General features: G+C 66.2%; 20 protein-coding genes. 2 read left to right on the plus strand and 18 right to left on the minus strand.

Annotation, left to right across the window (positions count from 1 at the left end; all coding sequences use genetic code 11):
* Positions 1-125: 125 nt before the first annotated feature.
* Positions 126-1,562, plus strand: coding sequence for a glutamate--tRNA ligase (gene gltX / locus EV667_RS12225; protein WP_131835619.1), 1,437 nt, complete (start codon positions 126-128; stop codon positions 1,560-1,562).
* Between the two features lie 237 nt (positions 1,563-1,799).
* A complete protein-coding gene (gltA, locus tag EV667_RS12230) occupies positions 1,800-3,107 on the plus strand; it encodes a citrate synthase (protein WP_131835620.1) in 1,308 nt (435 codons plus the stop codon).
* Between the two features lie 90 nt (positions 3,108-3,197).
* Here the strand turns inward: gltA and lpxB are convergent, their stop codons facing one another.
* The 18 genes from lpxB to proS all read right to left on the minus strand — a co-directional run bounded on the left by lpxB (position 3,198) and on the right by proS (position 25,577).
* A complete protein-coding gene (gene lpxB, locus EV667_RS12235) occupies positions 3,198-4,376 on the minus strand; it encodes a lipid-A-disaccharide synthase (RefSeq protein WP_131835621.1) in 1,179 nt (392 codons plus the stop codon).
* Positions 4,373-5,224 carry an LpxI family protein gene (locus tag EV667_RS12240; RefSeq protein ID WP_425359031.1) on the minus strand — a complete coding sequence of 284 codons (852 nt, stop codon included), beginning with the start codon at positions 5,222-5,224 and terminating at the stop codon, positions 4,373-4,375. Before EV667_RS12240 ends, lpxB begins: the two co-directional genes overlap by 4 nt.
* 31 nt (positions 5,225-5,255) lie before the next feature.
* Positions 5,256-6,089 (minus strand): acyl-ACP--UDP-N-acetylglucosamine O-acyltransferase, encoded by an 834-nt coding sequence (gene lpxA, locus EV667_RS12245; RefSeq protein ID WP_131835623.1) that lies wholly within the window; start codon positions 6,087-6,089, stop codon positions 5,256-5,258.
* A complete protein-coding gene (gene fabZ, locus EV667_RS12250) occupies positions 6,086-6,574 on the minus strand; it encodes a 3-hydroxyacyl-ACP dehydratase FabZ (RefSeq protein ID WP_131835624.1) in 489 nt (162 codons plus the stop codon). Before fabZ ends, lpxA begins: the two co-directional genes overlap by 4 nt.
* Positions 6,575-6,576: 2 nt before the next feature.
* Entirely contained in the window at positions 6,577-7,677 is a 1,101-nt protein-coding gene (gene lpxD / locus EV667_RS12255) for a UDP-3-O-(3-hydroxymyristoyl)glucosamine N-acyltransferase (RefSeq protein WP_131835625.1), read from the minus strand.
* A gap of 88 nt (positions 7,678-7,765) precedes the next feature.
* A complete protein-coding gene (gene bamA / locus EV667_RS12260; protein ID WP_131835626.1) occupies positions 7,766-10,192 on the minus strand; it encodes an outer membrane protein assembly factor BamA in 2,427 nt (808 codons plus the stop codon).
* Between the two features lie 188 nt (positions 10,193-10,380).
* A complete protein-coding gene (gene rseP, locus EV667_RS12265; RefSeq protein ID WP_131835627.1) occupies positions 10,381-11,526 on the minus strand; it encodes an RIP metalloprotease RseP in 1,146 nt (381 codons plus the stop codon).
* Positions 11,527-11,671: 145 nt separating this feature from the next.
* Positions 11,672-12,559, minus strand: coding sequence for a phosphatidate cytidylyltransferase (locus EV667_RS12270; RefSeq protein WP_245516121.1), 888 nt, complete (start codon positions 12,557-12,559; stop codon positions 11,672-11,674).
* Entirely contained in the window at positions 12,498-13,208 is a 711-nt protein-coding gene (locus EV667_RS12275) for an isoprenyl transferase (RefSeq protein ID WP_425359036.1), read from the minus strand. Before EV667_RS12275 ends, EV667_RS12270 begins: the two co-directional genes overlap by 62 nt.
* 101 nt (positions 13,209-13,309) lie before the next feature.
* Positions 13,310-13,873: a ribosome recycling factor gene (frr, locus tag EV667_RS12280; RefSeq protein WP_131835628.1), complete on the minus strand. Its 564-nt coding sequence runs from the start codon at positions 13,871-13,873 to the stop codon at positions 13,310-13,312.
* Between the two features lie 119 nt (positions 13,874-13,992).
* Complete coding sequence (gene pyrH / locus EV667_RS12285) at positions 13,993-14,724, minus strand: UMP kinase (RefSeq protein WP_131835629.1); 732 nt, start codon at positions 14,722-14,724, stop codon at positions 13,993-13,995.
* Between the two features lie 99 nt (positions 14,725-14,823).
* The gene (gene tsf / locus EV667_RS12290) at positions 14,824-15,747 is read right to left on the minus strand and encodes a translation elongation factor Ts (protein ID WP_131835630.1); all 924 of its coding nucleotides are present in this window, start codon (positions 15,745-15,747) and stop codon (positions 14,824-14,826) included.
* Between the two features lie 123 nt (positions 15,748-15,870).
* Positions 15,871-16,869, minus strand: a complete 999-nt coding sequence (locus tag EV667_RS12295; RefSeq protein WP_131835631.1) for a 30S ribosomal protein S2 — start codon at positions 16,867-16,869, stop codon at positions 15,871-15,873.
* 211 nt (positions 16,870-17,080) lie between these two features.
* A complete protein-coding gene (locus tag EV667_RS12300; protein WP_245516122.1) occupies positions 17,081-18,190 on the minus strand; it encodes a sulfotransferase family protein in 1,110 nt (369 codons plus the stop codon).
* Positions 18,191-18,320: 130 nt separating this feature from the next.
* Entirely contained in the window at positions 18,321-21,755 is a 3,435-nt protein-coding gene (gene dnaE, locus EV667_RS12305) for a DNA polymerase III subunit alpha (RefSeq protein ID WP_131835632.1), read from the minus strand.
* A 408-nt stretch (positions 21,756-22,163) separates the two neighbouring features.
* Complete coding sequence (locus EV667_RS12310; protein WP_131835633.1) at positions 22,164-22,859, minus strand: ABC transporter ATP-binding protein; 696 nt, start codon at positions 22,857-22,859, stop codon at positions 22,164-22,166.
* Between the two features lie 11 nt (positions 22,860-22,870).
* A complete protein-coding gene (locus EV667_RS12315) occupies positions 22,871-24,094 on the minus strand; it encodes a lipoprotein-releasing ABC transporter permease subunit (RefSeq protein ID WP_131836328.1) in 1,224 nt (407 codons plus the stop codon).
* A gap of 160 nt (positions 24,095-24,254) precedes the next feature.
* Positions 24,255-25,577, minus strand: coding sequence for a proline--tRNA ligase (gene proS, locus EV667_RS12320; RefSeq protein ID WP_131835634.1), 1,323 nt, complete (start codon positions 25,575-25,577; stop codon positions 24,255-24,257).
* Between the last annotated feature and the right edge of the window lie 34 nt (positions 25,578-25,611).

The following is a 25,611-nucleotide window of genomic DNA, read 5'->3' on the forward strand; positions in this document are numbered from 1 at the left end:
TGCAACCGTGAGAGCGACCACAGGCGGCGGAAGCCCCGCTTTTCCCGTGTCGCACACCTATGGTACACGCACGCTCCCCGCCCGCCATGCTTCGACGCCGTCCCTCCGGCGCAGACGGAAGAGATATGTCCGAGACCGTCGTTACCCGCTTCGCCCCCTCGCCCACCGGGTTCCTGCACATTGGCGGCGCCCGCACCGCGCTGTTCAACTGGCTCTATGCTCGTGCCAAGGGCGGAACCATGCTGCTGCGCATCGAGGACACGGATCGCCAGCGCTCCACCCCCGAGGCGATCGACGCCATCATCGACGGGCTGAAATGGCTCGGCATCGATTGGTCCGGCGAGGTTATCTATCAGTTTGCCCGCGCCGAGCGGCACCGCGAGGCGGTGGAGAAGATGATCGCCGCCGGCCGCGCCTATCCCTGCTACGCCAGTGCGGCGGAGCTTGAGGAGATGCGCGAGACCGCCCGCAAGGAGGGTCGCCCGCCGCGCTATGACGGGCGCTGGCGCGACCGCGACCCGGCGGAGGCGCCGGCCGACCGCAAGCCGGTGTTCCGGCTGAAGGCGCCGACCGAGGGCGAGACCGTCATCGACGATCTCGTGCAGGGCCGGGTGGTGATTCCCAACAGGGACCTCGACGACCTCGTCCTGCTGCGCTCCGATGGCACGCCCACCTACATGCTCTCGGTGGTGGTCGACGACCACGACATGGACGTCACCCACATCATCCGGGGCGACGACCACCTCACAAATGCTGCGCGCCAGACGCAGATCTACCATGCGCTAGGCTGGGAGGTGCCCAAGATGGCGCACATCCCGCTGATCCACGGACCGGACGGGGCGAAGCTCTCCAAGCGCCATGGCGCGCTCGGCGTCGATGCCTATCGCGCCATGGGCTACCTGCCCGCCGCGCTGCGCAACTACCTCGTGCGCCTCGGCTGGAGCCATGGCGACCAGGAGATTTTCTCGACGCAGGAGATGATCAGCCTGTTCGACCTCGACCGGGTCGGCCGCTCGGCGGCGCGCTTCGACTTCGCCAAGCTGGAAAACATCAACGGCCTGTATATCCGCTCGACCCCCGATGCCGAGCTGATCGAGGCCATCGACGCTGTTCTCCCGCATATTCCCGAAGGTGCCGCGATTGCCGCCGCGCTGACGCCGGAGCGCCGCGCCCAGTTGCTCGCCGCCATGCCGGGACTGAAGGAGCGGGCCAAGACCCTGCTCGAACTCATTGAAAGTTCAGCCTATATCTGGCGTACGCGGCCGCTTCCGCTGGAAGAGAAGGCGCAGGCTCTGCTGACCGACGAGGCCCGCCGTCTTCTGGCGGCGGCCGCCGCGCAGCTGGCGAATGTAGTGGAATGGAGCGCGAGCGAGACCGAGGCGGCCGTGCGGGCGGTGGCGGAGGCGCAGGGGGTGAAGCTCGGCATGCTCGCCCAGCCGCTGCGCGCTGCCGTAACCGGCAAGACCACATCGCCCGGCATTTTCGATGTCCTTGCCGTGCTCGGCCGGGAGGAATCGCTGGCCCGCATCGCCGACCAGACGGGCGCCACTGACCCGGCGTAAGGCCCCCTCGCAGGGTCGCCAAGCGCGTCTGAAAAGGCATCTTCGCGGGGGCCCGCCGCAATGCGGCAGCGGTTTCGCTGCGCTTGCGAGGGCGGATCGAAACCGCTACGACTTTGGTGATGGGCCGCCGTGGGACATCCCCCGTCTCCGCTGCACATTGCCGCAAGGCAGGCGCGGCCCCCGCAAAAAGACGCGATCCGTTTCAGATCCGGTTCTCAAGGTTCAGGGAGACTCCGCATGGACGCCAGCCAAAGCAACGCGCCAAATTCCGCCACGCTCACCATTGGCGATGAAAGCTGGGAGCTTCCGATCCTGAATGGCACAATAGGGCCGGATGTCATCGACATCGCCAAGCTCTACGGCCAGACCGGCATGTTCACCTACGATCCCGGCTTCACCTCCACCGCCTCCTGCGAAAGCCAGATCACCTATATCGACGGCGACGAGGGCGTCCTTCTCTATCGCGGCTACCCCATCGAGCAGCTGGCCGAGAGCGACTTCCTCGAAACCTGCTACCTGCTGCTGTACGGGGAACTGCCAACCGCCGCCCAGAAGGCCGATTTTGACTACCGCGTCACGCGCCACACGATGGTGCATGAGCAGATGAGCCGCTTCTTCCACGGCTTCCGTCGCGACGCACACCCCATGTCGGTTCTGGTGGCTTCGGTCGGCGCGCTGTCGGCCTTCTACCACGACAGCACCGATATCTCGGATCCGCAGCAGCGCATGATCGCCTCGATCCGCATGATCGCGAAGATCCCGACCCTGGCGGCGATGGCCTATAAATATTCGATCGGCCAGCCCTTCGTGTACCCGAAGAACGATCTCGACTACGCCTCGAACTTCCTGCGCATGTGCTTCTCGGTGCCCTGCGAGGAGTACAAGGTCAACCCGATCCTCTCGCGCGCCATCGATCGCATCTTCATCCTGCACGCCGACCACGAGCAGAACGCGTCGACCTCGACGGTACGGCTCGCCGGCTCCTCGGGCGCCAACCCGTTCGCCTGCATCGCCGCCGGCATTGCCTGCCTGTGGGGCCCCGCCCATGGCGGCGCCAACGAGGCGGCGCTGAAGATGCTCGGCGAGATCGGCTCGGTCGACCGTATTCCCGAATTCATCAACCGCGCCAAGGACAAGAACGACCCGTTCCGGCTGATGGGCTTCGGCCACCGGGTCTACAAGAACTACGACCCGCGCGCCAAGATCATGCAGCGCACCTGCCATGAAGTGCTCGGCGAGCTCGGCATCAAGGACGATCCGCTGCTCGACATCGCGGTCGAGCTGGAGCGCATCGCTCTGCAGGACGAGTATTTCGTCGAGCGCAAGCTCTACCCCAATATCGACTTCTATTCCGGCATCACCCTGCGCGCCCTCGGCTTCCCCACCTCCATGTTCACCGTCCTGTTCGCGCTCGCCCGCACCGTGGGCTGGATCGGCCAGTGGAAGGAGATGATCGAGGACCCGAGCCAGCGCATCGGCCGGCCGCGTCAGCTCTATACCGGCGCCACCCAGCGCGATTACGTCCCCATCGCCCGCCGCAAGTAAGGCCGCGCGGAACACCGCCAGAGACAGAAATCCCCGCCCTCCGGACCGGACGGCGGGGATTTTTTTGTCGGGCGTGCCGCGCCGCGCGCGTCAGGCCACGCTGCGCCGGACCGCCAGAGTCTCCAGCACCGCCCTTGCCGCGCGCCGGCTCGGCGGTTCGGCGCCCTCGCCCATCACCGCGTCGAGCAGCGCGAAGGCGGTAAGCTGCGCCTCCCGCTCCGCCCCGCCCGCGATCAGCCGTGCGAGCTGCGCCGCCATGGCCGGCGGGTCGATGTGCCATTGGAGATATTCCGGCATGGCCGGCGCATCGAGAATGAGATTGGGCAGGATCGCCGTCTTCACCCGGATGAAATAGGGCACAATCCGGCCTTCAAGCCACGGCACTCTGTAGGCCGCCACCGTCGGGACACCCGCCAGCGCCAGTTCCAGCGTCACCGTGCCGGACGCGGCCAGCGCCGCCCGCGCCACACGAAAGGCGGCACGCTTCTCGTCGTCTTCCACCAGAATGCGTGGCTTGACCGGCCAGGACGCCACCATCTCCTCGACCTGCGCCCGGCGGCCCGGCAGGGTCGGCAACACCGGCTCGAACCCCGGCCCTTCCGCCTTGAGCCGCGCTAACACCTCACCAAACGTCGCGCCAAGCCGCACCAGCTCCGCCCGCCGGCTGCCCGGCAGCACCAGCAGCACCGGAGGCGCGGCGACGCGGCGGCGGGCCTCGTCGGAATTCGGCCTAAGCGTGGCCAGTTCGCCCAGCAGTGGATGCCCGACATAGGTGGTCGGCGGCCCGCCCAGCGCGTGCATCGCCTCCGGCTCGAACGGCAGCAGCGCCAAAACGCGGTCGAAGTCCGGCGCCATCGCCCGGGCACGCCCGGGACGCCAGACCCACACCGTGGGCGCGACATACTTCACGATCGGCAGCCCGGGCAGCCGCGCCCGCACCTTGCGGGCCACGCGATGGGTGAAATCGGGCGCGTCAACCATCACCAGCACGTCCGGCGGCTGGGCAACGATGGCCTGCGCCGTCTCGCCCATGCGCCGCAGGATGCGCGGCAGGCCGGAGATCACCTGCGCGAAGCCCATGGCGGTGATGTCGTCCATGGGAAAGAGCGGCACCAGCCCCTGCGCCTGCATGCGGGCACCGCCGACGCCGCGACACCGCACCGGCCCGGCATGCAGCGCCGTCAGTTCCGCCATCAGCCCGGCGGCGAGCACATCGCCCGATTCCTCGCCGGCGACGATGAACACGTCGAGCGGAGCCGTCCCGCTCATGAGCCTTGTGTCCCCTCGCGTTCGAAGCCGTGGATGAACAGTCCCGCCTGATCGGCGAGCCGGATCAGCGCCGCGCTGTCGGCCATGATGACGCCGCCAGCCTCCAAAGCGATGCCCGCCAGGCCGGCCCGCACCGCACCTTCAACCGTCCGACTGCCGAAAGAGGGCAGATCCAGCCGCAGATCCTGTCCCGCCTTGGGCCGCTTGACCAGAACGCCGCAGCGCGCCGGCATCTTGATACGCCCATTGACCCGCAATTCCGCAACCCGCCCCAGCATGAGATCGGTGCCTTCGGCCGCCTCGACCGCGACGACATGGCGGTTCATCACCACCAGCCCCTGCCCAATGTCGAGCGGCCCCATCACCGCCAGCGCCTCACGCCCGCGGGCGATGTCCTCGCGCGCGCCGGCGTCCGGCGCCACGGCACCGAGCTGGCCGGCGGGCATGAGAATTTCCGGCGCCACTTCATGCGCGCCGACCAGGCGGAAGCCCGATTCCTCCATAAGCCGGCCAAGACCCGTGAGCAGATAGTCGTCGCCGCCGCGCAGCGTCGCAAAGGCGCGTGGCAACAGCTTCAGCGTCGTCCAGTCGAGGCGGAGATCACGGATGCGCGGGCGCAGCACATTGCCGATGAAGACGATGTCGCGGCAGCCCCTGCGGCGCAGCTCGCTCTTCAGGAAGCCGAAGCGGCCGAGCGAAATCCACACATGCGGCCAGGCGGTAAAATCAACGTCGGCAAAGCCGCGCACTGGAAACAGCACCACTTTGCGCCCGGCCTTGCGGGCGCCTGCGGCCACGGCGAGAGGAAAAGTCCCGCCGCCGCAGATGATCGCCAGCGGCGCGTCCATGGGATCGCCCTCCCCCTGCAAGGACCGCGCTTCAGGCGGCGTCGGGTTCGGCGACATGGTCGGCCGTGTCGTCAGGCACGGTGAGGCGGCGCTTGCCGCCGTTGCGCACGAAATCGACGACATGCATCACATTGGCGTCGTCGGTATAGCGCTCGGCTACCCGCGCGGAGCGCTCGCCCAGTGTCCCCCCGGAATAGAACAGCTCGCGATAGGCCGCGCGCAGCGCGTGAATCTGCGGCCGGCTGAGGCCACGACGCTTCATGCCGATGATGTTCAGCCCGCCGAGCCCGCTGCGGCCATAGATCATGGCGCCGAACGGGATGAGATCATGCTGCAGCCCGCAGAGGCCGCCGACAATGGAGTAATCGCCGATGCGGACGAACTGATGGATCGCCGCCATGCCACCGAGGAAGACGTTGTTTCCCACGCTCACATGACCGGCCAAGGTCGCGTTATTGGCGAAGATCACATTGTTGCCGACGATACAGTCATGTGCCACATGGCTGTTCACCATGAACAGGCAATTATCGCCGACGAGCGTCTCCTGATGCCCGCCTGCCGTGCCGGTGTTCATCGTCACATGCTCGCGGATCGAGCAATTGCTACCGATCACCAACCGTGTCGGTTCGCCTTTGTAGCTGAGCGACTGCGGCGCGAAGCCGAGCGAGGCGAAGGGATAGATCGTCGATCCCTCGCCGATGGATGTGTGCCCGCTGATCGCGACATGCGAGATCAGCTTCACGCCGGCCCCGAGCACCACATTCGGACCCACCGTGCAGAACGGGCCGATCTCGACACCGGCGCCAAGAACGGCGCCCGCCTCGACACGCGCCAGCGGGTCAACCTTCGCCTCGGTCTCGTTCATTTACGCTCTCCGCGGGCGATCATGGCGCCCACTTCCGCCTCGGCGACGATTTGCCCGCCGACCTTGGCCTCGCCGCGGAACCACCACATGTTCCGCCGCTTGCTCATCTGCGTCATGTGATACTCAAGCACGTCGCCCGGCAAAACCGGCTTGCGGAACTTGGCCTTGTCGATGGTCATGAAATAGACCAGCGAGGGTGCGCCGTCCTCGGGGCGGTTCAGCAGGCAGATGGTGCCGGCGGTCTGCGCCATGCCCTCAAGGATGAGAACGCCCGGCATGACCGGGTTGTCCGGGAAATGGCCCTGGAAATGCGGCTCGTTCGCCGAGACGTTCTTGATGCCGATCGCCTTCTTGTCGCCCTCGATGCCGACGATCCGGTCGACCATCAGGAACGGGTAGCGGTGCGGCAGCGTCGCCAGGATACGCTGAATATCGGCAACACCCAGCGCCGTGGTTTCAACTTCGGCTTGCGACTGCACGTCCATCCCTACTGCCCCTGTTGTTCGCCGGCGGCGCCGCGCCGGGCAGAACTCGACCCCTCGCCACGCCCCAGCCGCTGGACCGCCATCACCTCGCGGAACCAGTCGCGCATCGGCTTGGCCGGCGAACCGCCCCATTCGGCGCCCGGCGGCACGTCGTCCTTCACATTGCTGGTCGCGGCGATGCGTGCCCCGTCGCCGATGCGGACATGGCCGATGACACCGACCTGCCCGCCCAGCATCACGAAATCACCCAGAGTCGCGCTGCCGGCAATGCCGGTCTGGGAGACGATGATGCAGTGGCGCCCGATGACCACGTTGTGCGCGATCTGCACCAGATTGTCGATCTTGCTGCCCTCGCCGATCACCGTGTCGCGCAGCCCACCCCGGTCGATCGTCGTCGAGGCGCCGATCTCCACGTCGTCCTGCAGGATCACCCGGGCGATCTGCGGAATCTTGGCGTGGCCGCTGGCGCTGCCGACATAGCCGAAACCGTCCTGGCCGATCCGCGCGCCGGGATGGACGATGACCCGGTCGCCGAGCAGCGCGTGCTGCAGGGTCGCCCCGGCGCCGATGGAGCAGTTCCGCCCTATGCGGACCCCCGGCCCGATCACGGCCCCGGCGGCGATCACCGTCCCGCTGCCGATTTCCGCCCCAGTGCCGATCACGGCGCCGGGATCCACCGTCACCTCCGCCTCGATCCGCGCCTGCGGGTGCACCACCGCACCGGCGGCTATGCCGAAATGGCCGAACATCGAGCCCGGCCGCAGGCTGGCGGCATAGAGGTGGCGGGTGACGGCGACGAAGGCCGCGTGCGGCTTCGCCACGCGCAGCGCCACCGTGCCTTCCGGCACATGGTCGGCGAAGCGCTCGGTGACGAGGCAGGCGCCGGCCCGGGTCTCGCGCAACGCCGGCACATGGCGGGCGCCGTCCATGAATGCGATATCGCCGGGGCCGGCCTCTTCGAGCGAGGCCACGCCGGAAATCCGCACCGCCGGCGCGCCGGCGGAAGCGTCCCCGGAAGCGTAGCCAATCTGCGCCCCGAGAAGTGCGGCGATCTCGGCCAGCGTCAGCGGCACCGGCGCGGAATGGAAGAAGGGATCGCTCATTGCCGCCTGTCGACTGCCGTGCCGGTTCCCAAACGCACAAGCGGCCCGGATGACCGGACCGCCGTGCTGTACGATGGGCTGAAGCTTATCAGAAACGGGTGCCGCCGCTGAAGCGGAACTGCTGCACCTCGTCATACCACTCCTTGGTCAGCGCCCAGGCATAGTCGAAGCGGAGCGGACCGAAGGGCGACTGCCAGATCAAGCTGACACCGACCGAGGAGCGGATGCTGTCGCTGTCGGCGACGCAGACATTCGCGTTGCCCTTGGTGGATGAGCCCGCGAGCGTGCTGCAATCCACGAGATTGTCTTCCCAGTTCGGAATGTTCGCGAAGGTGGTGTTGCCCTGGTAGTCCCAGAGCGAACCGGCATCCGCGAACACCGCCGCCTTCAGGCCGAAATCCTTGGGCAGGAAGGAGAGCGGGAACTGGATTTCCGCCGACGTGCCCCAGTACATCGTACCACCGAGCGCATCCATGTCCTGGCCATAATAGCCGGAAGCCAGATCGCGCGGGCCGATGCCGTTCGGGGCGAAGCCGCGAACGAGGTCGGGACCCTTGAAGAAATTGTCGGTGATACGCAGGTCCTCGTCACCCCACCCAGTCACGTTGCCGACCTGGCCGCGCAGCAGCAGCACGAAATCGCCGACGATCGGGGTGTAGAAGCGGGCATCGAAAGTCGAACGAATATAGGTGGTGTCGCCGCCCAGGCCGGCAAAGTCCTGCTTCAGCTCAAGCAGGTACCCGTTCGACGGGTTCCGGTTATCGTCGAGCATGTTGTAGGACAGGGTGTAGCCGACCGCCGAGGTGATGATCGACTCGTTGTTGATTTCCAACAGCGCCCACGAGACGTCGTTAAAGACCTCGTCCTCGATGCTGACTGAGATTTCCTTCTGCGACAGCATGTAGCGCAGGCCCAGCGTCAGTTCGTCGGTCAACGGCAGGGCGATGCGCAGCGTGCCGCCCATCGTCTCCGTGTCGTACTGGCTGTAGCTGTTCGCGGTGGTCGTCTTCCAGAACAGGTCGAACCCGGCGGCAATGCGGTAATCAAGGAAGTAGGGTTCGGTGAAGCTGAAATCGGCGCCCTGAACGTTCTCGCCGAGCTGACCGGCGAGGCGGACATACTGGCCGCGACCGAGGAAGTTCTTCTCCGATATCGCCACTTCGCCGATGAAGCCGTCCGAGGTCGAATAGCCGCCCGAAACCGAGAACTCGCCGGTGGGCTGATCCTCGACGGTCACCACGAGGATGATGCGGTCCGGCGCTGTGCCCGGCTCGTTCGTGATCTTGACGTCCTTGAAGTAGCCGAGATTGCGCAGGCGACGCTCGGCCCGGTCCACCATCACCCGATTATAGGCATCGCCCTCGGCGAAATCGAACTCGCGACGGATAACCCAGTCGCGGGTACGGACATTGCCGCGGATCTCGATGCGCTCGACATAGACGCGCGGGCCTTCCTCGACGGCGAAGACCAGCGAGATGGTGCGGGTCTCGACATTGCGGTCGCCACGCGGGCGGACCTGAGCGAAGGCATAGCCCGACTTCGAGACTTCGATGGTCGCGTTCTCGACCGACTTCTCGACCAGCTCGGCATTGTAGACCTGGCCGGGCGCGACGCGCAAAGCGGCGCGCAGATCGTTGATGCTGACATCCTTGATGCCGGTGACGACATCGACCGTGCCGACCCGGTACTGCGGGCCTTCGTCAAGCACATAGGTCAGGACGAAGCCGTCGCGCTCACGGTCGAGATCGGCCGTCACCGAGATGATGCGGAAATCGGCATAGCCGTGCTTCAGGTAGAAGCGGCGCAGCAGCTCCTGGTCGGTGTTGATGCGGTCGACGTCATAAATGTCGGTGTTCTTCAGCCAGGAGAGCCAATTGGTCTCCGTGGTCGTGACCTCTTCCTTCAGCTTGTATTCGGAATAGGCCTTGTTGCCGACGAACTTGATCTCGGCCACGCCCAGCTTGTCGCCCTCATTGATCTCGAACACCAGATCGACCCGACCCTGGCCGCGCTCGATGACCTTCGGCTCGACGCGCACGTCGTAGCGACCGGCGCGGTGATAGACGTCGATGATGCGCTGCGTGTCCGCCTGCACCGTGGTCCGGGAGAGCGGGCTGCGGGGCTTGGACTGAACTTCCAGCGCCAGCTGGTCGTCCTTGACCTTCTTGTTGCCCTCGAAGGCAACGCGGTTGATCACCTGATTCTCAACGACCGAAACGACCATGCGACCACCGCGGTTACTGATCGTGACGTCGGAGAAAAGACCCGTGGCATAGAGCGACTTCAGCGCCTCGTCGATCTTGGAAGGCGTCAGCGACTGGCCGGGAGTGGTCTGGAAATACGAGCGGATGGTATCGGCATCGACGCGCTGATTCCCCTCGACGACAATTGAATTCGCCGACTGAGCCATGGCCACCCCGGGCGCCATGACGGCACCGGAAACACTGCCGACCGCAACCATAACGGCGAAGCCGACAACCGAGGCCAATCTACTCACGAACCGGGAACGAGCCATTTGGTGCGCAACCTTACCGTTGTTCTGGGAGACGTCCGACTGCACACCCTTAGGCGCGCACCCGGCGACACTCCTCACCCTGCACTCCGTTTGATACAGACTTTTCCAGAGCCTGCAAACCGGACGTGCTGCTTTCAGTGCCTTTTCCGGACGGCGTGGCGCCTCGGCAACGCCGTCCCGAATCGAGCTCAAGATTTTGATATATTGAGAATATCGTTCCACGTCGCAAAGAGCATCAGCATAAGCACAAGCGCCAGACCTATGCGGAAGCCCACTTCCTGGGCCCGTTCGCTGAGCGGTCGTCCGCGCAGCGCCTCGATGCCATAGAAAAGCAGGTGGCCGCCATCCAGAAGCGGTACCGGAAAGAGGTTAAGAAGTCCGATCGACACCGACAGAACAGCGGCAAGCTGCAGCAGGGCCGCGATTCCGAAGGTCGCGACCTGCCCGGAGACCTGGGCGATGCGGATGGGGCCCCCGAGTTGGTCGGCCCGCTCGCGCCCCGTCACCACGCCGCCGAGATAGCTGAACGTGCGGTCGACGATGAACCACACTTCAGTCGTCGCCTGGGTCACGGCCTCGATGGGGCCGAATCGTTCGGTGCGAACCTGCCCTCCCCCGGTATCGCGGGAGATGCCGAGCACGCCGATGCGATGCACATTGCCGAAGGTGTCGGTCACTTCGCGCAGGTCCGGTGTGGCCTCGAGGGTCACCCGCTGCCCGCCACGCTCGACGTCGATGGCGAGAGGTTCGCCGGCATTGGCGCTGACGATGCGCTGCATGTCGCCAAACGAATCGATGGGATCGCCGTTGATCGCCAGGATCACGTCGCTGGGCTGGAAGCCGGCGCGCTCGGCGGCGCTGCCGGCCTGCACCGCGTCGACCTGCGGCGTCGTCACCTGCCGGCCCACGGTCATGAACAGCCCGGCGAAAATGACGATCGCCAGGATGAAATTGGCGATCGGCCCGGCCGCGACGATCGCGGCGCGGGCGCCGACCGATTTGTGGAAGAAGCTGTCGCGGCGGTCGCTCTCGCTCATTTGGGAGATCGCGCCACGGTCCGGGGCACTGGCCGCATTCTCATCGCCGAGGAACTTGACGTAGCCGCCCAGGGGAATCGCCGAAATCTTCCAGCGCGTGCCGTGCCGGTCATTGAAGCCGACAATCTCGGGGCCAAAGCCGACCGAGAACGCCACCACCTTCACCCCGGCCCGCCGCGCCACCCAGAAATGACCGAGCTCGTGGAAGAACACCACGATCGTCAGCACGAACAGAAACGGCACGACATAGCCGAGCAGCCAGCTCGCATTGCCGCCCATCGAGGCAAGAAATTCCATCAGCGATTTCCCAGACACGCACGCCGACGGGCGCGCCGCTTGTTGCATAAGGAGCGTTTAAGGCGAAGGTGAGCAAAATACGGCACGACACCCGAAATTGCGCCGCCCCCGCACGGCGCAACGGCCGATGTCGTACCTGGGCGGGTCACCACAGCAGAAACCCGCGCGCCGGCGCGTCGGGGTCCCGGATAAGCCCGATCAGCAGCGCCAACGCCGCCGCCGTAATGAAACCGTCGAGACGGTCCATCAGCCCCCCGTGGCCGGGAATCAGCTGGCTGGAATCCTTCACCCCGAAATGCCGCTTCATCCCCGATTCGAACAGGTCGCCACCCTGGCTGGCAAAACTGGCCAGCAGCGCCACCGGCGCCGCCAGCAAGGCGGTTTCGACACCGGCCAGATACAGCGTCGCCATCCCCGCGAGCATGCCGAAGAACGCCCCGCCGAGCGAGCCGGCCCACGTTTTGTTGGGGCTGACGCGCGGCCAGAGTTTGGGGCCGCCGATCAGGCGACCGCAGAAATAAGCGGCGATGTCCGTCGACCAGACCACCGCCAGCAGCCAGACCAGGCTCACCAGCCCGAAGGAGCTATCGTCGCGCAGGATCAGGGTGGGGAGCGCTAGCGCGCCGGCATAAAGCACGCCGAAGGGCGCCCAGGTCCTTCGCTCCCGATTGGAGCGGGCGACGAGCGCCGCCATGATTGCCCCCAGGACCACCATGCCGATAGCAGCCGGAGGCGGGCGGATGGCAAGCAGCAGAATCGCGCCGACCAGCGCCGTCCCGCCAATGACCAGCAGCGGCGTGCGCGGTTTGGCGCCGATCATCCGCAGCCATTCCCACAAGAGAATTACCGCAGCGAGAGTGACGAGAACACTGAAGGCCCAGCCGCCGACGACCGCCACCAGCACGACGAAAGGCCCGAGCACCAGTGCCGAGCCCAGGCGGGGCAGGAAATCCTCTCCAATTCGCAACGGCTCAGCTTTCCCCGGCGGCGTCGACGCCGCCAAAGCGGCGTTCGCGCTGGCGATACTCGCCAAGCGCCCGCTCAAGCCAGCTCCGGTTGAAGTCCGGCCAGAACACCGGCAGGAACACCAGCTCGGCATAGGCCGCCTGCCACAGCAGGAAATTCGACAGGCGCTGCTCGCCACTGGTGCGGATCATCAGGTCGAGCGGCGGCAGCCCCGCCGTGTCGAGCGCCTCGGCAAAGCGCTCGGCGGTAATGTCCTCGGCACGCAGCTCGCCCGCCGCCACCTGCCGCGCCAACGCCTGCGCCGCGCGGGCGATCTCGCCGCGCGAGCCGTAATTGAACGCCACGGTCAGCCGCACCCCGGTATTGTCGCGGGTGAGCGTTTGCGCCTCGTCGAACAGCGCCTGGACTTCGCTGTCGGTGGGATGGCCTTCGCCGATGATGCGCAGGCGCACATTCTTGGCGTGGAGTTCCTTGAGGTCGGAGCGGATGAAGCGCTTGAGCAGCCCCATGAGCTCGCCGATCTCCCGCTCCGGACGCGACCAGTTTTCGCTGGAGAAGCTGTAGAGGGTCAGCGCCTCGATGCCGAGCTCCTTGGCGTCGGCGACGATACGGCGCACCGCCTCCGCGCCACGCCGGTGCCCCTCGAAGCGCGGCAGGCCCTGGCTTTTCGCCCAGCGGCCATTGCCATCCATGATGATGGCCACGTGGCGCGGCACCGGGCAAGGCGAAGTGGCCTCGCCCCCGACGGTCTCGATGGCGGCACCTGAGGCCTCGCCGCGCCTTGCAATGTTCACGGAGCCCCCCTGGCGCCCGCCGACTAGACCGCGAGGATTTCCTTTTCCTTCGCGGCAACGACCTGGTCGATGTCGGCGATGGACTGGTCGGTTGCCTTCTGGACCTGCTCGGCGAGCCGGTCGAGGTCGTCGGAACTCATCTCGCCGTCTTTTTCCGCCTTCTTGATGATGTCGAGCCCGTCGCGGCGCACATGGCGCACGGAAACGCGCGCGGCCTCGGAATATTTGTGCGCCACCTTGACCAGTTCCAGGCGACGATCCTGCGTCAGCTCGGGAATACGCACGCGCAGGACCTGGCCCTCGGTCTGCGGATTGAGGCCCAGATTGGAATCGCGGATGGCCTTTTCGACCGCCGCCACCATGCCGCGGTCCCACACCTGCACCGACAGCAGGCGCGGCTCCGGCACGTTCACCGACGCGACCTGGTTGAGCGGCATGTTGCTGCCATAGGCATTCACCTGGATCGGCTCAAGCAGGCTGGCCGAGGCGCGGCCGGTACGCAGGCCGGAAAGCTCGGTCCTGAGAACGGAGATCGCGCCCTGCATGCGACGCTTGATATCGGCGATGTCGATCGGACCAGTGCTCATCACGAACCTCATTCATTCATCAGCCGGCACGAGGCCGACAGGCGCCGGTTGGCGGCTTATCCAACCTAACGGCGCCCATGGCAAGCCTTACGCCGTCACCGCGACGCGGCTTGGGCGTGCTAGGGCGCCACCGTCGTGGCGCGCCCCTCGCCACGGATGGCGGCGGCGATCGCCCCCGGCTCGCGGATCGAGAACACGACGATCGGCAGCTTGGCCTCCCGTGCCAGCGCGAAGGCGGCAGCATCCATCACCTTGAGGTCCTTCGCCAGCGCCTCGTCATGGGTAAGGCGCTCATAGCGGCGCGCCGACGGGTCTCGCTTGGGGTCGGCGGTGTAGACGCCATCGACATTGGTCGCCTTCATCACCGCGTCGCATTCCAGCTCGGCGGCGCGCAGGACGGCGCCGGTGTCGGTGGTGAAATAGGGGTTTCCGGTGCCGCCGGCCAGCAGCACGATACGCCCGCGCCCCAGATGGCGCGATGCGGTTTGGCGGGCATAGGGCTCGCAGATGGTCGGCATGGGAATGGCGGAAAGGGTGCGGGCGGGAACACCGGCCTTCTCAACCGCCTTCTCCAGTGCCAGCGCGTTCATCACTGTCGCCAGCATACCCATATGGTCGGCGGTGGCGCGGTCGAGCCCCTGCCCCGCCACGCTGGCGCCGCGCAGGATGTTGCCGCCGCCCACCACGACGGCAATCTCAGCCCCGGTGGCCCGTGCTTCGACGAGATCCTGGGCGATGTTCTCGATGGTCGGCCAGTGCAGGCCGAACGCCTCGTTACCCATCAGCGCCTCGCCGGAGACCTTGACCAGGACACGCCCGTAAATGGCGCCGTGCGGCTCAGGGATCGACATGGGGCACCTCTGACTTGGCGCGACTCGCGACGCCGCGCACAGTAAAACACGCCGGGCTGCCCGTGGGCGGCCCGGCGTGACTTATCAACGCAATCCGACTCAGACGCCGGCGGCAGCGGCGACTTCGGCGGCGAAGTCGCTCTCCTGCTTCTCGACACCCTCGCCAAGGCCGAAGCGGACGAAGCCGACGAGCTTGATCGGCGCGCCGACCTTGCCTTCGCTTTCCTTCACCGCCTGGGCGACGGTCTTGGAAGGGTCGTGGATGAAAGCCTGCTCGACGAGCGTGACTTCCTTGAAGAAGGTCTTGAGGCCGCTCTCGACGATCTTCTCGACGACGTTGTCGGGCTTGCCGGAGGCCTTGGCCTTCTCCGCGAGCACGCCCTTTTCGCGCGCGATCACGTCCTCGGCGATGGCGGCGGAGTCGAGCGCCTGCGGGTTGGCCGCCGCGACATGCATCGCGATCTGGCGACCGAGCGCGGCGAGCTCATCCGCCTTGCCTTCCGACTCGAGCGCGACCAGCACGCCGATCTTGCCGAGGCCTTCGCCGACCGAGCCATGGACGTACGAGCCGATGACGCCCGCCGAGACGGAAAGCTTCTTGGAACGGCGCAGGTTCATGTGCTCGCCAATGGTGGCGACTGCGGTGTTGATGGCGTCGGCGACAGTGGCACCGGCCGGGTAGGCAGAGGCCTTCAGCGCCTCGACATCGTCCTCGGCGCCCAGCGCCACGGTGGAGATGTCGCGCACCAGCTGCTGGAACTGCTCGTTGCGCGCAACGAAGTCGGTCTCCGAATTCACTTCGACGACGACGCCCGTGGTGCCCGACACGGCGAGGCCGATCAGACCCTCGGCGGCGACGCGCCCGGCCTTCTTAGCCGCCTTGGCGAGGCCCTTCTTGCGCAGCCAGTCGATGGCGGCCTCGATGTCGCCGTCCACTTCGATCAGCGCGGCCTTGCAGTCCATCATGCCCGCGCCGGTCTTCTCGCGCAGTTCCTTCACCATGCCCGCGGTGATGTTGGCCATGTTCCGTTCCTCAACGATCTCTGTGTCAATCGACAACACGGCCGGCCGGACGAAATCCGGGCCGGCCGTGCGATACAATGCTTGGCGCCGGAATGTGACGCCGTTGCGAAGCGGACGCCGGGGTCACTCGACCTCGGCGGTCAGCTCCTTGGCTTGTGCCACCCAGCCATCGACACGGCCCGGCAGGCCGACTTCTTCGCCGAGACGGTGAGCGTCATCGGCGTTGAGCGCGGCGATCTGCCAGAAATGGAAGATGCCCAAATCAGTCAGCTGCTTCTCGATCGCGGGCGACACGCCGGTCAGCTTCTTCAGGTCGTCGGCGATGCCGCGCGGGCCCGAAAGCGCTTCGAGGCTGGTCCAGGTCGACTCAGCCGGCAGTTCCTCGACCATCGGGGCCTCGGAAGCGCCGACGTCGATGCCGAGATCGCCATGCGAGCGGCCGATGCCGTCAATGGCGGCGCGGGCGACGAGGTCGCAATAGAGGTTGATGGCGCGGCCGGCGTCGTCATTGCCGGGAACCGGGAAGGCGATGCCGTCCGGATCGCAGTTGGTGTCGAGGATCGCCGCGACCGGGATGCCAAGGCGGCGGGCCTCGGCGACCGCGAGGTCTTCCTTGTTGGTGTCGATGACGAACAGCAGGTCGGGGATGCCGCCCATGTCGCGAATGCCACCGAGAGCGCGATCAAGCTTTTCCCGCTCGCGCTGGAGCGTCAGGCGCTCCTTCTTGGTGTAGCCGACGCCCTCGCCGGCCGCGAGCAGCTCTTCAAGCTTCTTCAGGCGCGCGATGGAGTGGGAAATGGTCTTCCAGTTGGTCAGCATGCCGCCGAGCCAGCGGGAGTTTACATAGTACTGGGCAGAACGCTTGGCGGCATCCGCCACGGCATCGGCCGCCTGGCGCTTGGTGCCGACGAACAGCACGCGGCCGCCACGGGCCACGGTGTCGGACACGGCCTGCAGGGCGCGGTGCAGCGCCGGCACGGTCTGGGCCAGGTCGAGAATGTGGATGTTGTTGCGGGTGCCGAAGATGAACGGTGCCATCTTCGGGTTCCAGCGGTGGGACTGATGCCCGAAATGCACGCCAGCTTCCAGGAGCTGGCGCATGGTGTAGTCAGGGAGTGCCATTGTCGTCTCTCGTCCGGTTGAGCCTCCGCGGACATGGCCGTGCCGAGGGATTCGGCTTACGGCACCGGAGCGGCGCTGGAGCCCGTAATCACGTCGTGACAATGGGCTTCCGGCCGCGAGTCCGCGTGCGGAATGGCGCGGCTTATAGGGGAGTGCGGTCCATGTGGCAAGTCTGCGTGGCACGTGTGCGAGACACGTCTGCGAGACACGTCTACGCCGGCGCCGGCACCCGGCCACTGGAGGCGCGGCCGGCGCGCAGGCTGCATTCGGCCAGGGCCACGGCGAGAAGGCCCGGCGTGGCGGAGGGCCGCTCGACGAGGCGACGGGCGAAATCGCGATAGAGCAGGCCGGCGATTGCCGTTCGACCGAGGCCGGACTTGGGCACCTCGATGGTGTGATGGCGCAGGGTCGGTGTTAAAAATTCGTCGATCGTTGCCGCGACCTCTGGTGTCATTTCAGGCCAATGGCCGCCCAGCTGCTGCTTCATACGGTCTGTCGTGCCCCGCCAGTCGGCAAGCAGGTCTTCATAGACCACCAATGCCCGGGGAAGGCCGCGGGTCCCACGTTCCGCGTCCAGCGTGTAGCGCATCCAGACGCCGAGCGCCCGGCGGGGCTCCATGTCGTCGCGGCGCGCCAGCGACTGGGCAACCTCCAGCGGATTGCGCAGGGTGAGCAGGGCCTCGACCCCATAGCCGGCCTCTGCCAGCGCTTCCCGATAGAGCGGAACCAGGCGGCTGATGCGCGGGTCCTTCAGCACCACCGTGGACGCGCCGTCAAACTCGCTTTCCAGCGTGTCGCGCAGCCGCTGCCACATGCCGTTGGCCCGCACCACCTCGCTCGGCGACACCGCGATCGGTCGGCGCGAATACCATCTGTGGCCGCAGGCCGCGAGAATCTCGTCGTTCAGATCGACGATCGGCTTCGATTCCCAGTGGCCGCGAAGGTTTCCAGACGTGGCGCCCATCAACGTCTGTGGCGTGGCGGCCCCGAGCAGATTGACCGTCCGCGTCAGTGCCGACGTGCCGCTCCGGTGCATGCCCAAAATAAGAATTGCCCGCCGCTTTTCCGAACCCTCGACTACCACCGACCTTAACGCCCCCGCTGAATCATCGGCGGCAAAAAGGGTGTTCGCCCCAAAAATATCAAGCAAAAACGACACCGGAGGCATCACGAAACCATACAGAAATAATTCGGAAACAAAGAGACAGACATGGCGTCTCCCAGAAATACCTGTCGCTCTTTCTTTCAACGTGGAGTTGATCGCGTCTTCGGTTGAATAGTGCCCGGATAAAGCCTGGAGTTTAATCGGTCGTGCGAGCATGCGTCATCTGCCGCGTGCAGCCCCCATTGCGGACGTCGATGGCCGCGAACGTGGCGGGCGGCCGGCACCGGCGGAAGGGCTGTGCGCCGTCCGCCCTTCTGTCGGCGGTCGGCGGACCTGGGGCCGTGCGCTACGCCATCTCGACCATTTCGACACCGGGAACGGCCTTCAGCGCGCCGGCGATCTGCGGCGACAGGCTGAAGCGGCCGGGCAGTTTCACCTCGACCTCGGTATCACCACGCTCGCCCAGCAGCAGCACCAGAGACACCTCGCCATCGCCGCGCCCGCCGCCGAGCGAGCCGAGGCGCGCCGCCACGCTGTCCAGCGGCTCGGCCGAGCGCAGGAAGACCCGCATGCCCTTCTGTGTCTTCGAGGCCGCCTCGTCGAGCGGCTCGACCGTCTGGATGCGCGCCCGCACCTCCTCGCCCTGCAGTTCCGCCGAGACCTGAAGAAGCAGCGCCTTTCCCGGCTCCAGCAATTCGCGATACTGCGCCAGGGCCTCCGAGAAGAGCACCGCCTCAAACTGGCCGGACGGGTCCGACAGGCCGACAATGCCCATCTTGTTGCCGCTCTTGGTGCGCCGCTCCTGCCGGCTCACCACCGTAGCGGCAAGGCGCCCGGCCATGGAGCCGGCCCGTACCGAGCGGGTGAAGTCGGTCCAGCGCTGCACCCGCAGACGGTCAAGCGCCTTGCCGTAATCATCGAGCGGATGCCCGGTCAGAAAGAAGCCGATGGCATCATATTCGCGCTGGAGCTTCTCGGCCGGCAGCCAGGGGGCGGCATTGGGAATCGGCAGTTCCGCCTCCACTGACGGCCCACCGAACATGTTGCCCTGCCCCGAAGCCACTTCGGCCCCAACAGAGGCGGCATGGGCGAGAATGGAATCGACGGCCACCTGGGCCCGCGCACGGTTCTTCTCCACCGTGTCGAAGGCGCCGGCGCTGACGAGGCTCTCCATCGTCCGCTTGTTCAGCGCCTTGGCGTTGATGCGCGAGGCGAAATCGGCAAGGCTGGCAAAGGGCCTCCCGCCGCGCGCTTCCACAATGGCGTCGACCGAGTGGCCGCCAACGCCCTTGATGGCGGCAAGCGCGTAGAGGATGCGCCCATCCTTCACCGAGAATTCGCGCCCGGAAAGGTTCACCGAGGGCGCCACCACCTCAATGCCGAGGCGTTGCGATTCCTGGCGGAATTCCGCCAGCTTGTCGGTGTTGCCCATGTCGAGCGTCATGGAGGCGGCCATGAACTCGGTGGCGTAGTTCGCCTTCATGTAGGCGGTCTGGTACGACACCAGCGCATAGGCCGCCGCGTGGCTCTTGTTGAAGCCGTAATCGGCGAATTTGGCGAGCAGGTCGAAAATCTCAGAGGCCTTGGCCTTCGGTACCCCGCGCTCCACCGCGCCATCGACGAAGCGGGCGCGCTGCTGGTCCATCTCGGCGCGGATTTTCTTGCCCATGGCGCGCCGCAGCATGTCGGCCTCGCCGAGCGAATAGCCCGACAGGGTCTGCGCGATCTGCATCACCTGTTCCTGGTAGATGATGACGCCGTAGGTTTCCTTCAGGCTGGCCTCCAGCGCGGGATGGGCATAGGCGGCCTTCTCCTGCCCGTTCTTGACCGCGCAATAGACCGGAATATTCGCCATCGGGCCCGGACGATACAGGGCGACGAGGGCGATGATGTCCTCCAGCCGGTCCGGCTTCATGTCGACCAGCGCACGCCGCATGCCGGCGCTTTCCACCTGGAACACGCCGACCGTCTCACCGCGGGTCAGCATCTCGTAGGTCTTCTTGTCGTCCAGCGGGATGGTCGACAGGTCGAGCGTGATGCCGCGCTGTGCGACGAGGCGCACGGCGGTCTGCAATACGGTGAGCGTCTTCAGGCCGAGGAAGTCGAACTTCACCAGCCCTGCCTGCTCGACCCATTTCATATTGTACTGGGTGACGGGCATGTCCGAGCGCGGGTCTCGGTAGAGCGGCACCAGCTGGGATAGTGGCCGGTCGCCGATGACGATGCCGGCGGCGTGGGTGGAGGCGTGGCGGTTGAGCCCTTCCAGCCGGGTTGCAATGTCGAAGGCGCGCTTCACCACCGGGTTGGCGTCGCTCTCGCCCTGCAGCTTGGGCTCGTCGTTGATCGCCTGCTTCAGCGTGACCGGGTTGGCCGGGTTCTGCGGCACCAGCTTGCACAGCTTGTCGACCTGGCCATAGGGCATTTCCAGCACGCGGCCGACATCGCGCAGCACGCCGCGCGCCTGCAGCGTACCGAAGGTGATGATCTGCGCCACCTGGTCACGCCCATAGCGCTGCTGCACATAGCGGATCACCTCGTCGCGCCGCTCCTGGCAGAAGTCGATGTCGAAATCCGGCATCGACACGCGCTCGGGGTTCAGGAAGCGCTCGAACAGCAGGCCGAAGCGCAGCGGGTCGAGATCGGTGATGGTCAGCGAATAGGCAACGAGCGAACCCGCGCCCGAGCCACGGCCCGGCCCCACGGGAATGCCCTGCGCCTTCGCCCATTTGATGAAGTCGGCCACGATGAGAAAATAGCCGGGGAACTTCATCTTCTCGATGATGCTGAGCTCGAAGGCTAGCCGGTCTTCATAGTCCTTCTCGCTCAAGCCGGGCGTGGCGCCATGGACCGCCAGACGGTTGCGCAGCCCCTCCTCCGCCTGCAGGCGCAGTTCCTCCGCCTCGTCGCGATCGAGGGTGAAGCGCGGCAGGATCGGCTTGACCGTGCGAGGCCGGTACGCGCAACGCCGGGCAATCTCGACCGTATTGGCGAGCGCCTCGGGCAGATCGGCAAACAGTGCCGCCATCTCGGCGCGGGTGCGGAAACGGTGATCGGGCGTGAGTTGCCGGCGATCGGCCTCCGCCACCAGCCGGCCCTCGGCGATGCAGATGAGGGCATCATGCGCCTCATAATCGTCCTGGGCGGCGAAGAAGGGCTCGTTGCTGGCCACCAGGGGCAGGTCGAGCCGGTAGGCCAGTTCGATCAGTGCTGGCTCGACGCGGCGCTCCTCGGCGACGCCATGGCGTTGGATTTCCACATAGAGCCGGTCGCCGAACAGCCCCTGCAGCACGGCGAGCCGCTGCTCGGCGTGGTCGGCGCTGCCGGCCGCGAACGCACGGTCGATGGGGCCGTTGGGGCCGCCGGTGAGGGCGATCAGGCCGTCCGTGTGGTCGTCCAGCCAGTCGGCCTTGATATGGGGGGCGCCGTCCGTCGCGGTTTCGAGAAAGGAGCGCGAGACAAGCGCCATCAGGTTCTTCCAGCCTTCCTCGCTGGCGGCGAGAAGAACGATGCGCGGGCGCTCCAGGCTGGCGGGGCCGCGCGGGGCTGGGCCGGGGAAATCCACCGCCACCGCGCACCCCAGAATCGGCTGGATGCCGGCGCCGGCCATCTTCTCGGAGAATTCCAGCGCGCCGAACAGATTGCCGGTGTCGGTCAGCGCGATGGCCGGCTGGCGGTCCTTCTTGGCGAGATCGGCCAGCTTGCCGATGCCAAGCGCGCCCTCCAGCAGCGAGAAGGAGGAATGGACATGAAGATGCACGAACCCGACATCAGCCTGCGCCATCCCTGATCCTCCCGCGACTCGAAGCCCTGCATGGTGGGCGCCCATCCGGGCGGCGTCCACCCTCGCGGGGTCTTCCTCCCCGCTGTCCTCAGGCTGAAGGTCGGGGACCTTCATGCCTCAGGCTGAAGGCTTGACCTTCGGCCCCAAGGTTGAGACCCGCGCCTAAGCTCACACCCCGGTGATGACGCCGGCCCACAGGCCGATCATGGCGACGAAAAGAGCGATGGACGCGAGCGCAGCGGTTTCCTGGACTAGAACGCGGATCATGTCGACCTCCATGGAACATAGAGAGAACATGACGCCCATTATCCCCGCAATCAATCCATGTTCTTCTTTCGTTCCAGTTCATGGTTGACGAAATCAAAACAGCCACGAACCCACCGCGCCGATTCGGCGTCAGGCCGCCTCTCAGGCCAGCTCGACGACCTTCCCCTCCCGCAGCGTCACGCGGCGGTGCATGCGGGAGGCGAGTTCGAGATTATGGGTGGCGATGACAGCCGCCAGCCCGGTGGCCTCCACCAGCTGCGACAGCGCATGGAAAACGTGGTCGGCGGTGTGCGGGTCGAGATTGCCGGTCGGCTCATCGGCCAGCAGCACGCGCGGGGCGTTGGCGACGGCGCGGGCGATGGCGACGCGCTGCTGCTCGCCGCCGGAGAGTTCGCCGGGCCGGTGCTCCAGCCGCTTGGCGAGGCCGAGATAGCTCAGCAGTTCCTTCGCCCGCGACGCCGCCTCGCGGCGCGAAAGGCCACGGATCATCTGCGGCAGCATGACGTTTTCCTGCGCCGAGAACTCGGGCAGCAGATGGTGGAACTGGTAGACGAAGCCGACGCCGGTGCGGCGGATGCGCGTGCGCTCGGCATCGGGAAGCCCGGCCGTCGCGGTGCCGCCGATGAAGACCTCGCCGGCGTCCTGATTCTCCAGCAGGCCGGCAATGTGCAGCAGCGTCGACTTGCCGGTGCCGGACGGCGCGACGAGGGCCACCGACTGGCCCTCCAGCACGGTGAAGTCGGCGCCGCGCAGGATTTCCAGCGTGCCCTCGCCCTGGACATAGCGGCGCTCGACCCCTTCGAGGTGGAGAGCGGCGCGCGGTGGAGTGGTCGACATTGCTCGCCCTCCTATTCGTAGCGCAGCGCTTCCACCGGATCCAGGCGCGCGGCGCGCCAGGACGGGTAGAGCGGAGCGAGAAGGGACAGCACGAGCGCCATTAGAACAACCGTCGCGGTTTCGCCGGCGTTCATCTCAGCCGGCAGGCGGCTGAGGTAATAGAGCTCCGGCGAGAACAGCTCGGTCGCGGTGAGCCACGAGATGAACTGGCGAATTTCCTCGACATTGAGGCACACAAGAAGCCCGAGCAGGAAACCGGCCAGCGTGCCCACAACGCCAATGGCGGCGCCAGTGACGAGGAAAATGCGCATAATCGCCCCGCGCGTCGCCCCCATGGTGCGCAGGATGCCGATATCGCGGCCTTTGTCCTTCACCAGCATGTTGAGCCCCGACACGATGTTGAACGCGGCGACGACCACGATCAGCGTCAGGATCAGGAACATCACGTTGCGCTCCACCTGCAGCGCGTTGAAGAAGGTGGCGTTTCGCTGTCGCCAGTCGACGATGTAGATCGGCCGTTCCGCCGCCGCCTGCACCAACGGGCGGTAACGCTCCACATCGTCGGGATTGTCGACATAGACCTCGATAGCGGTCACATCGCCATCCTTGTTGAAATAGGCCTGGCTTTCCGCCAGCGGCATGAACACGAAGGCACTGTCATATTCCGACATGCCGATCTCGAACACCGCGGCGATCTTGTAGACCTTGATGCGCGGCGTCGTGCCCATGGGCGTCACCGCCCCGCGCGGGGCGACAAGGGTGAGGTTGTCACCCGCCTGCAATGAGAGCTGGTCGGCGAGGCGCTTGCCGATGGCGATCCCGGAGCCCTCGTCGAAGCCCTCCAGCGTGCCCGCCCGGATATTCACGCCAATGGCCGGGAGCGCCCGCAGGCTGGCCTCCGAGAGGCCGCGCACCAGCACGCCGCCGGCATTGAAGGCCGAAGAGGCGAGCGCCTGTCCTTCCACCAGCGGCACCGCCAGCGTCACCCCCGGCACGCCGGCAATACGCTTGGCGACCGCGTCATAGTCGGTCAGAGGGCCGTCGACCGGCTGCACCAGCATGTGGCCGTTGAGACCGAGGATTTTCGACAGAAGCTCGGTGCGGAATCCGTTCATCACCGCCATGACAATGATGAGCGTCGCCACGCCCAGCATGATCCCCAGAAACGAGAACCCGGCGATGACCGAGATGAAGCCTTCCTTGCGGCGCGCCCTGAGATAGCGCAGCGACAGCATCCACTCGAAGGCGCTGAACGGCTTCGAGCCGTTCGGCTCCTCGCCTGCAGTCGCCTGCGCCGATTGGGCCTTTGCTGTCTTCACCCGACGCGCTGCGCTCTTGGCCGCCATGCCTGCTCCGCCCTTCGCCCGGCCCCGATCGGCCGCGCGCGTCCTGAGGTCAACCGATGATCCGCTCCAGCGCCGCCGCGATGGTGAGCGTCTCGCGCGTGCCGTCTGCCCGCCGCTTCAGTTCCACCGTGCCGGCCGCCAGTCCCTTGGGGCCGACGATGATCTGCCAGGGAAGTCCGATCAGGTCGGCGGTGGCGAATTTCGAGCCGGGCCGCTCCGCCGTGTCGTCGTACAATACGTCGACATTGCGCGCGACCAGTTCGGCATAGATCGCCTCGCAGGCCTCGTCCGTCGCCGCGTCGCCCACCTTGAGGTTCAGCAGGCCGACCCGGAACGGCGCGATCGCCTCCGGCCAGATGATGCCGTTCTCGTCATGCGACGCCTCGATGATGGCGGCGACCAGACGCGAGGGACCGATCCCGTAGGAGCCCATGTGAACGGGCGTCTCCACGCCATCGGGGCCCGTCACCTTGGCGCCCATCGGCTCGGAATATTTGGTGCCGAAATAGAAGATGTGACCCACCTCGATGCCGCGCGCCGACACCTGCTGCTCGCCGGGAATAGCCTCGAACGCGGCCTCGTCATGCTTCTCTTCCGTGGCCGCATAAAGGCTTGTCCAGCGGTTCACGATCTCTTGCAGCGCCGCCGGGTCCTGGAAGTCCACGCCCTCTTCCGGCGTATCCATGCCGAGATAGTCGGAATGGCAGAACACCTGGCTCTCGCCGGTCGAGGCGAGGATGATGAATTCATGGCTGTGATTGCCGCCGATCGGGCCGGTATCGGCCACCATCGGAATCGCCTTCAGCCCGAGCCGGGCGAAAGTGCGGAGATAGGCCACGAACATGCGGTTATAGGCGACGACCGCGCTCTCGAAATCGAGGTCGATCGAATAGGCGTCCTTCATCAGGAATTCGCGCGAGCGCATGACGCCGAAGCGCGGGCGCACCTCGTCGCGGAACTTCCACTGGATGTGGTAGAGATTCAGTGGCAGTTCCTTGTAGGACTTCACATAGGCGCGGACGATCTCGGTGAGCATTTCCTCATTGGTCGGCCCGAACAGCATGTCGCGCTCGTGCCGGTCCTTGATGCGCAGCATCTCCTTGCCATAGTCGTCATAGCGCCCGCTCTCGCGCCAGAGGTCGGCCGACTGGATGGTCGGCATCATGATCTCGATGGCGCCGGAACGGTTCTGCTCCTCGCGGATGACGTTGCAAATCTTGTCCAGCACGCGCTTGCCCAGCGGCAGCCACGCATAGATGCCCGCGCCCTCCTGGCGCACCATGCCGGCGCGCAGCATGAGGCGATGCGAGACGATTTCCGCTTCCTTCGGGACTTCGCGGAGGATGGGAAGGAAGTAGCGGGACAGGCGCATTAGCGGAAACTCACGATTCGGCCGGGATCGGCAG

The organism is Ancylobacter aquaticus (assembly GCF_004339465.1).
GTDB classification, from domain to species: Bacteria; Pseudomonadota; Alphaproteobacteria; order Rhizobiales; family Xanthobacteraceae; genus Ancylobacter; species Ancylobacter aquaticus.